Source organism: Nonomuraea deserti, from assembly GCF_004348685.1.
Taxonomy (GTDB): Bacteria; Actinomycetota; Actinomycetes; order Streptosporangiales; family Streptosporangiaceae; genus Nonomuraea; species Nonomuraea deserti.
In genome coordinates, this window is sequence record NZ_SMKO01000308.1 from 1 (window position 1) to 7678 (window position 7678).

Here is a 7678-nt window from a genome sequence, read left to right on the forward strand (position 1 = left end):
GGCCTGCCGCGGGCCGGGCCACGGCTGCTGCCGGTAGTGCGGCGGTGGATGGTGTCCGGGTGGTGGCGGCTGCTGCCCGCCTGGCGGGTAGCCCATGGTGACTCCTGTCGCGTGGCTTCGCGATCAGGGGCGCGGGTACGGTCAATTCGGCAACGCGGCGTCCCCCGATCGCTTGACGTGCACATGGCACTTTAGCCACATTCTTCACACAGTGAGCAATTCACACGGTGACCGAGAGGTCCTCCGGCGCCGGCTCCTTGCGGCGGGGCAGCAGCGCCAACGCCGCCACCAGGGCGAACGCCGACAGCACGGTCGAGCCGAGGAACGCCGCCCGATACCCCGAGACGAGCGCCTCCGGCGCGGCCGAGCCGCCCGAAACGGCGGCGGCGACGGTGACCAGCCCCGCGATGCCGACCGAGATGCCCACCTGCGTGGTCACGTTGAACAGCCCCGACACCATCCCCGACTCCGACGGCGACGCCTCCGACGTGGCGGCGACGGTGGCCGCGCCCACGAGGAGGCCGAACCCGAAGCCCGTCAGCACTTCGGGCCCCAGCAGGCCGAGCACGTAGTCGCCGCGGACGTCGATCCGCAGGTAGAGCGCCGCGCCCGACGTGATGAACACCAGGCCGGCGGCCGCCGTCGTGCGCAGGCCGTACCGGGTGAGCATGCGCCCGCCGAGGAACGACGCGGTCAGCGCGATCGTCACCGGGATGGCCACCGTCGCCAGCCCCGACTGGGTGGGGCTGTAGCCGAGGACGATCTGGGTGTAGAGGGCCAGCAGGAAGGCCACCGGCTGCATCGCCGCCGCGACCAGGAACATCACGGCGTTGCCCGCCCGGAGCGTACGCCTGCGGAAGACGTTCAGCGGGACGAGGGGGTTCGCCGAGCGCCGCTCGATGACGAGGAACGCGACGATGAGCACGATCGCCACGGCGCCGAGGCCGAGCGTCCTGGCCGAGGCCCAGCCGGCTTCCGTGGCGCCCGTCAGGGCGTAGATGAGCAGGCCGAGCCCGGCGGTGGAGGTGATGGCGCCGGCCAGGTCGAAGCCGCGTACGGGCTCCGCGGTGCGCACGGCGGGCAGCAGCACGATCGCCAGTCCGGCCACGGCCAGCCCGATCGGCGTGTTCACCAGGAACACCGATCGCCAGCCGAACCAGTCGGTGAGCAGCCCGCCGAGCACCGTGCCCACAGAGGCGCCCATGCCTCCGACCGCGCCCCACAGGCCCATCGCCTTGTTGAGCGCCGGGTCACCCTTGAACAGCTCCATCACCAGCGACATCCCTGCGGGCGCCACCAGCGCGCCGGCCAGGCCCTGCGCGGCGCGTACGGCGATCAGCACCCCACCCGACGAGGCCACGCCTCCGACCAGGGACACCAGCGCGAACAGCACCATCCCGGCGATGAAGATCCGCCGCCTGCCCACGTAGTCGGACAGCCGCCCGCCGAGCAGCAGCAGCCCGCCGAACACCAGCGCGTACGCCGTCGTCGTCCACGACAGGTCCTGCGCCGTCATGCCCAGCTCGCGCCCCATGGGCGGCATCGCGATGCTCACGATGGTCGAGTCGAGGATCAGCACGAACTGGGTGGTGGCCAGCAACGAGAATGCGGCCCATCTGTTCATCACGGCCAACTTCCTAAAGGATACGATCTGTAACAGTGGCCATGATGTGTGACTATGGACAGACCCGGAAGAAGGCACTTTCATGTCCCAGAGGAACACCGCTGTACCATCAGAGCTCAGGACGCTGGAGGACGCCGAGGCGATGATCGCGCACGGCGTCTGCCCGATCCCGCCGCGCGAGATCCTCGACAAGATCGCCGGCAAGTGGGCCATCCAGATCATCGTGGCGACCTCGCGCGGGCCGGTGCGCTTCACGGAGCTGGAGCGGCTCATCGAGGGCATCAGCCGGCGCATGCTCACCCTCACGCTGCGCAACCTGGAGCGCGACGGCCTGCTGGAGCGCACGATCTATCCGACGGTGCCGCCCAAGGTCGAATATCGGGCCACGCCCATGGCCCTGGAGCTGTACGAAGCCATGCTCACGCTCACCAACTGGTCACGCCGGCACAGCGCCTGCGTCGCCGCCTCCCGGGAGCGCTACGACGCCCGCCAGACCGGCTGACCGCGTCGCAGGGAGCTGACGAGCAGCGGCACCAGCAGCACCCCGATGAGGATCGGCGAGGCCATGTACCTGAAGTCCTGCGCCGAGATGTTGGCCATGACGGCCAGCTGCTGCCCGGCCACGACCGCGGCCACGCCCGCCGCGTACCGGTTGCGCAGCGCCCTGGCCGCCAGCCCGGCGGCCAGGTAGGACACATACGACCACAGCGCCCCTCGCCACAACAGCCAGTCGTACGCGGGAGACAGCGTCGCCGTCAGCCACGGCTCGGCCACCCGGTTGAGCTCCGTCGACAGCGGCCGCAGCGTGTACACCCACCGCCCGGGAAAGTCCGGCACCTTGCCGGGGCCCACGTAGGTGTCGGCGCTGGGCCGCAGCGAGAGCCGGTACGTCGCCCCGCCGGGGGCGTCCGCGTCCTGCACCGGCCGCCACGCGATGGCCGCCCGGCAGAGCCGGGCCCCCGCGATCACGCCGGGCGCGTCCACCAGGAGCCGCCGCCACAACCCCATCAGCTCACCGGCTCGGGCGTCGGCCCGCTGCCAGCTGAAGTCGTGCCGCCAGATCAGCGGGTTGATCGTGTAGCAGGTGCCGCCCTTCCGCCACCGCTCCAGCGGGGCGACCGACGCCATCAGCGCGAGGTCCCGCTCGCCGAACAGCTCGGGCCGGTCGCGGTAGGCCACCGCGAGATCGCCGAAGGCGGTGTGGTAGACGTACGTCCTGGACGGCGGCTCGATCCCGAACCGCGGGAACACCCCGTAGGCGAGCAGGAGCGGGAAGGCCGCGGCGCACACGCCGGTGAGCAGCAGGCGCACCCGCATGGCCCGCACGATCACCACCAGCACGACGACGGTGACGCCGGCGACGAGAAAGCCGTTCGCGCGGAAGAGCCCGAGCAGCGCCATCAGGGTGCCGAGCGCGGCCAGGGCGCGCCCGGTGACCGCGCGCCGGGCCGCGATCCGCGCGCACACCCCCGCGATCGCCACCGCGCAGATCGTGAACGGCACGTCTTTCCACAACGTCACCGTGAAGGCGCCGACGGGTGGTGCCAGCGGCATCAGCGCCGCCACCGCGGTCGTCGCCCGGCGCGGCGCGCCGAGCGCCTTGAGTGACTGCGCCAGGTAGGCCAGCGCCCCCGCCATCGCCGTCGTCTGCGCGAACGTGACCGCGCCCAGGTCGCCGGTCCAGGTGAAGCTCAGCCACAGCAGCGTGTCGTAGAGCACCGAGTGGTCGCTCACCCACGGCCCGGCGACGGTGTGGCTGAGGTAGAGGACCGAGTCGCGGCTGAACAGCCCTGGATAGAACGCCGCCCACCAGCAGCCCAGCACCCCCTGGACGGTCAGGAAGAGCGCGAGCCTCGGCATGCGGGTGTCGGTGTCGCTCCCCATGGTTCCCGTCTCGAGCAGCGGGAGAGCGGCTAGGGGTAGCTCTCCCCGGCGACCGGCCCCTTGCCCCGCAGCAGTGTCGGCACGGTGACCAGGTGGTAACCGCGCTTCTTGAGCTCCTTGACGATGCCCGGCAGGGCCTTCGCCGTGGCCGGGACCACGTCGTGGAGCAGAAGCACGCCGTCGCGCTTGGCCAGCCTCAGCACGGCCGCCTTGATCTTCTTCGCGTCACGCAGTTTCCAGTCGAGGGTCGTGCCCGTCCATAACACCTGTGCGAGGTCCGTCTGGGCGGCCAGCACCAGCACGCGGTCGTCGGTGTGCCCGTAGGGCGGGCGGAACAGCTTGGGCCGGTGCCCCGTGGCCTTCTCGATCGCGCTCTGGCCGAGCTTGAGCTCGTCGAGGATCCGGTCGTCGTGGTAGGACGGCAGCGAGACGTGGGCGTAGGTGTGGTTGCCGATCGCGTGCCCCTGCGCCAGCACCTGCCTGGCGATCTTCGGGCGCCTCTCCACCTGCTTGCCCACCAGGAAGAAGGTGGCCTTCGCGCCCGCCTTCCTGAGCGTCTTGAGCACGGTGGGCGTGGTCGCGCCCGGCCCGTCGTCGAACGTCAGCGCCAGGCACCTGACCCGTTTGCAGTCGACGGCCGCCTGAGCCGGGAGCGAGGTCGTGGAGGTCAGGGCCAGGGAGGCCGCGAGCAGGGATCGGATCACCACAGGAGACAGCCTAGAGCCATTGCCGCCCCCGGAAGTGCCGCCCGCACATCACTTTCCGGGCACTGTCCTCATACGAGCCGGGCACGCAGGAACAACGAGACGCCCTTGCGCGAGCCCACCGGCAGATACCTCTCCGCGCGGACGACCGCCGACAGGCCGGCGTTGATGAGGAACGGCGTCCTCTTCAGGTCGCTGCCCGCGGACCTGCGCCGGTGCCGCAGCACGAGCGGGCGCAGCAGGACGTTCCAGCTCCAGACCCGGTCGACGGTCAGCCCTGCCCTGCGCACCACGCTGATCAGGGACTCGCGGCCATAACGCCGTAGGTGGCCGACGGCGTGGTCGTGCGCCGACCACAGCGCCATGTCGCTCGGCACCGCGATCAGCGCGTGCCCGCCGGGCGCCAGCACCCTGGCGATCTCCTCGGTGACCAGGTGGTCCTCGCGGATGTGCTCCAGCACGTCGAACGCGGTCACCAGGCCCATGCTGCCCGACGCGAACGGCAGCGCCCTGGCGTCGGCGTGCACGGCCCTGAGCCCGCGTTCCCTGGCCAGTTCGACCGCCGTCTCGCTGTAGTCGGTCGCGGTGGCCTCCCAGCCGGCCTCGACCAGCACCCGGGTGTTGCCACCGCCGGCGGCGCCGATGTCCAGCGCCCGCATCAACGGGGTACGCTGCCGGCCGAGCTCGCGCAGCTGCCTGCGGAGGATGGCCCGGCGCTCGCGATACCACCAGTGGGTGTCCTCGAGCTCGATCAGGCGGCGGATCTCAGTCGTCTCCATCGTTTATTTCCTCGGGAAGACCCAGCGGTCCAGGGCCGTGAAGCGGATCAGGGTGAGCAGGCAGTACGTGGCGACGACCACGCCCACCTCGGCCAGCCGCCCGGAGCCCGGGGGCACCTTGAGCACGGCCACGGTGGTGAGGGCGTAATTCGACAGGAATAGCAGGAATGCTCGGAAATGCACGGTGGTGCGTTTCCGGAAGGTCCACCGGCGGTTGGCCTCAATGTTGATGATCCCCGTGAGCACGAGCGCGCCGAGATTCGTCATGGCCGGTGACCATATATCGCGCAGGGGGAGATATATCAGGGTGTACAGGATCACGGAAAAGACGCCTATCGCCGCGAACGACAGGAATTTCGCCAGGGTCACCGCCCGGGGCCGGGTGACCACCGCGTCCGGATGCGTGGGCCTCGGCTCGGACCGCCGCACCGCGACCGAGGCCCGGCCCGTCGACATCGACCAGGCGACCCTGGCCAGCCCTTTCAGATCGTCGACCGCGGTCTTCACCACGCGCACGCGCGAATCGGTGTCCTCGATCCAGTCGACCGGCACCTCGTGCACGCGCAGCCCGTTGTGCTCGGCCAGCAACAGCAGTTCGGTGTCGAAGAACCACGCGTCGTCCTTGACCTTGTCCATCAGCGGCCTGACCACGTCGGCCCTGGCCGCCTTGAAACCGCACTGGGCGTCGCTGAACCGGACGCCGAAACCGTACCTGAGCAGGGCGTTGTAGGCGCGCGAGACGACCTCGCGGCGCAGCGAACGGCGGGTGCGCGCGCTGTGCGCCAGCCGCGTGCCGATGGCGATCTCCGAATGCCCGCTGGCCACCGACGCCACCAGCGGGAACAGGGCGTCGAGGTCGGTGGACAGGTCGACGTCCATGTACGCCACGATGTCGGCGGGGCTGTCGCGCCAGGCCGCCCGCAGCGCCGCGCCCCTGCCCCTGATGTCGAGCCGGCGGGCGTGCACCAGGTCGAACTCCCCGGCCAGCGCGGTGGCGACCGCCCAGGTGCCGTCGGTGCTGCCGTTGTCCACGATCGTGATGCGCCACGGCAGCGGGAAACGTTCCTCGAGGAACCCGGCCAGCGTGCGCACGCAGCCCGGCAGGGCGCGCTCCTCGTTGAGCACGGGGATGACGATGTCCACCCACGCCAGCCGGTTGGCGGCGTCATCGGCAAGGCGGGGGCGCGGCTCCAGGGCGGCACGCGTGTCCATAGAATCCCCATCTGTAGCTCGTGGCCGTGGCTCCACGAAAATGGTGCTGGGGATGTCGAGCAGGACGGGCGCGGTTTCTCCTCATCGTTCCATGAAAGGGGATTATCTTTACCCTCAGAAGAGCTCGTAGACCGAGGAACTCCCGTTCCGGAAGCGCAACTGGGCGAATCCCTCCAGCTTCGAATTCCTGCCGGTGAAAAGCCACTTGACGCCATATTTCTGGGCGAGATGCCGCACGTTCTCCGCCGTCGGCCGCCGGAACACCGCGTCGTTCGCCGCCAGCCGCGCCGGATCGGCGAACGGCACGTCGAGGTAGGACGTCCTGAACAGCGGGGTCCGCGACAGCGTGCTCTCGGCGTACGCCCACCCCTCCACCAGCACCCGCCGCTCCGTGAACCCGGCCACCCAGTAGTGCCTGCTGTCGCACGCCGACTCCGTGACCGGGCGGCAGTGCAGGTCGGTGGCCACCACGTCGCCCGGCGACGAATGATCGCGCAGCCACCGGCCCGCCTCCATCGCCCCGTCGGGGATCTCCCGCCGCCGTTCGCCCTCCTCGGGGGTGACATGCGCGGCCACGTCGCGCGCCGACTCCGGCAGCGCGTACCCCGTGAGCAGCGCCACCACCGCCAGCCCGAACGCCCGCCGCCACAGCATCAGCGCCGCCGGCGCCGCGAGCATCGCGTACGGCACCGCCACCGCCGCCAGCACATCGCCCGCGACGTCGAGCGCCGAGGCCAGCAGGGCGGCACCCGTGCCCATCCCCACCAGGCAGGCCACGATCGGCCACGGCACCCGCCGCGCCGCCAGCACCCCGCACACGGCGGCGATCGACAGGTAGGGCCGCGCGCCTTCGAGGAAGTACAGCTGCGACAGCGACGGATGCCCGAACACCACGGCCGCGCCGACGCCCGCCGCCCCGATGCCCAGCAGCAACAGCATCGGCGGCTCCAGCGCCCGCCGCCCCAGCGCCGCCGCCCCGCCCCACACGCACGCCAGGCAGAACAGGTGCACGGCCGTCAGCACCACCAGCGGCCCCGCGGGCACGGACGCCAGCGCCGGCATCTCGCTGCCCGCCACCGAGCCCCAGAGCGAGCGCATCGTGGCGAACGGCGCGACCGTCGTGCCCTGGGCGCCGCGCCCGAACACCACGAACTGCGCGATCAGCAGGCACACCAGGGTGAGGCCCGCGGCCGCCGGCCACTCGGCGCGCACCCGCCGCTCCACCACCCCGCGCACGGCCCCCACAAGCAGCAGCCCCGCCAGCAGCAACGGCAGGAACGTGGCCTTCGACCCGGTCAGCGCGAGCAGCAGCACGGCGAGCGCCACCCAGCTCCGGCGCCCGCCGGCCAGCATCAGCACCACCGGCGCGAACAGCAGCGCCCCGAACGTCTGCGTGGGGCTCGCCCACGAGGTGAACATCGAGCGCGACGTGAAGCTCACGCCCTCCTGCAACGCCGGGCTGAACAGGAAGTACG

Annotated in this window: 7 protein-coding genes; 1 reads left to right on the forward strand and 6 read right to left on the reverse strand. The window is 71.1% G+C overall.

Features of this window, described 5'->3' with window-relative positions:
- Window positions 1-220 precede the first annotated feature (220 nt).
- Complete coding sequence (locus tag E1292_RS48515) at window positions 221-1624, reverse strand: MFS transporter (protein WP_246090969.1); 1404 nt, start codon at window positions 1622-1624, stop codon at window positions 221-223.
- 82 nt (window positions 1625-1706) lie between these two features.
- On the opposite strand from E1292_RS48515, the gene E1292_RS48520 reads away from it, so the two are divergent.
- Entirely contained in the window at window positions 1707-2126 is a 420-nt protein-coding gene (locus E1292_RS48520; RefSeq protein WP_132606572.1) for a winged helix-turn-helix transcriptional regulator, read from the forward strand.
- Here the strand turns inward: E1292_RS48520 and E1292_RS48525 are convergent.
- The 5 genes from E1292_RS48525 to E1292_RS48545 form a co-directional block, all read right to left on the reverse strand.
- Window positions 2102-3508 carry a hypothetical protein gene (locus E1292_RS48525; RefSeq protein WP_132606573.1) on the reverse strand — a complete coding sequence of 469 codons (1407 nt, stop codon included), beginning with the start codon at window positions 3506-3508 and terminating at the stop codon, window positions 2102-2104. The two genes, E1292_RS48520 and E1292_RS48525, sit on opposite strands and share 25 nt — an antisense overlap.
- 29 nt (window positions 3509-3537) lie before the next feature.
- Window positions 3538-4215 carry a polysaccharide deacetylase family protein gene (locus tag E1292_RS48530; RefSeq protein ID WP_165975153.1) on the reverse strand — a complete coding sequence of 226 codons (678 nt, stop codon included), beginning with the start codon at window positions 4213-4215 and terminating at the stop codon, window positions 3538-3540.
- Between the two features lie 68 nt (window positions 4216-4283).
- Complete coding sequence (locus E1292_RS48535) at window positions 4284-4991, reverse strand: class I SAM-dependent methyltransferase (protein WP_132606575.1); 708 nt, start codon at window positions 4989-4991, stop codon at window positions 4284-4286.
- Window positions 4992-4994: 3 nt separating this feature from the next.
- Window positions 4995-6203, reverse strand: coding sequence for a glycosyltransferase (locus E1292_RS48540; protein WP_132606576.1), 1209 nt, complete (start codon window positions 6201-6203; stop codon window positions 4995-4997).
- Between the two features lie 114 nt (window positions 6204-6317).
- Window positions 6318-7678 (reverse strand): hypothetical protein (locus E1292_RS48545; RefSeq protein ID WP_220447434.1); only part of this gene is annotated, 1361 nt, incomplete at its 5' end.

Excerpts from the sequence above, each read along its gene's own strand:
- E1292_RS48535 (WP_132606575.1), bottom strand. The coding sequence starts at position 4,991 with ATGGAGACGACTGAGATCCGCCGCCTGATCGAGCTCGAGGACACCCAC.
- E1292_RS48540 (WP_132606576.1), bottom strand. The coding sequence starts at position 6,203 with ATGGACACGCGTGCCGCCCTGGAGCCGCGCCCCCGCCTTGCCGATGAC.
- E1292_RS48520 (WP_132606572.1), top strand. The coding sequence starts at position 1,707 with ATGTCCCAGAGGAACACCGCTGTACCATCAGAGCTCAGGACGCTGGAG.
- E1292_RS48515 (WP_246090969.1), bottom strand. The coding sequence starts at position 1,624 with ATGAACAGATGGGCCGCATTCTCGTTGCTGGCCACCACCCAGTTCGTG.
- E1292_RS48525 (WP_132606573.1), bottom strand. The coding sequence starts at position 3,508 with ATGGGGAGCGACACCGACACCCGCATGCCGAGGCTCGCGCTCTTCCTG.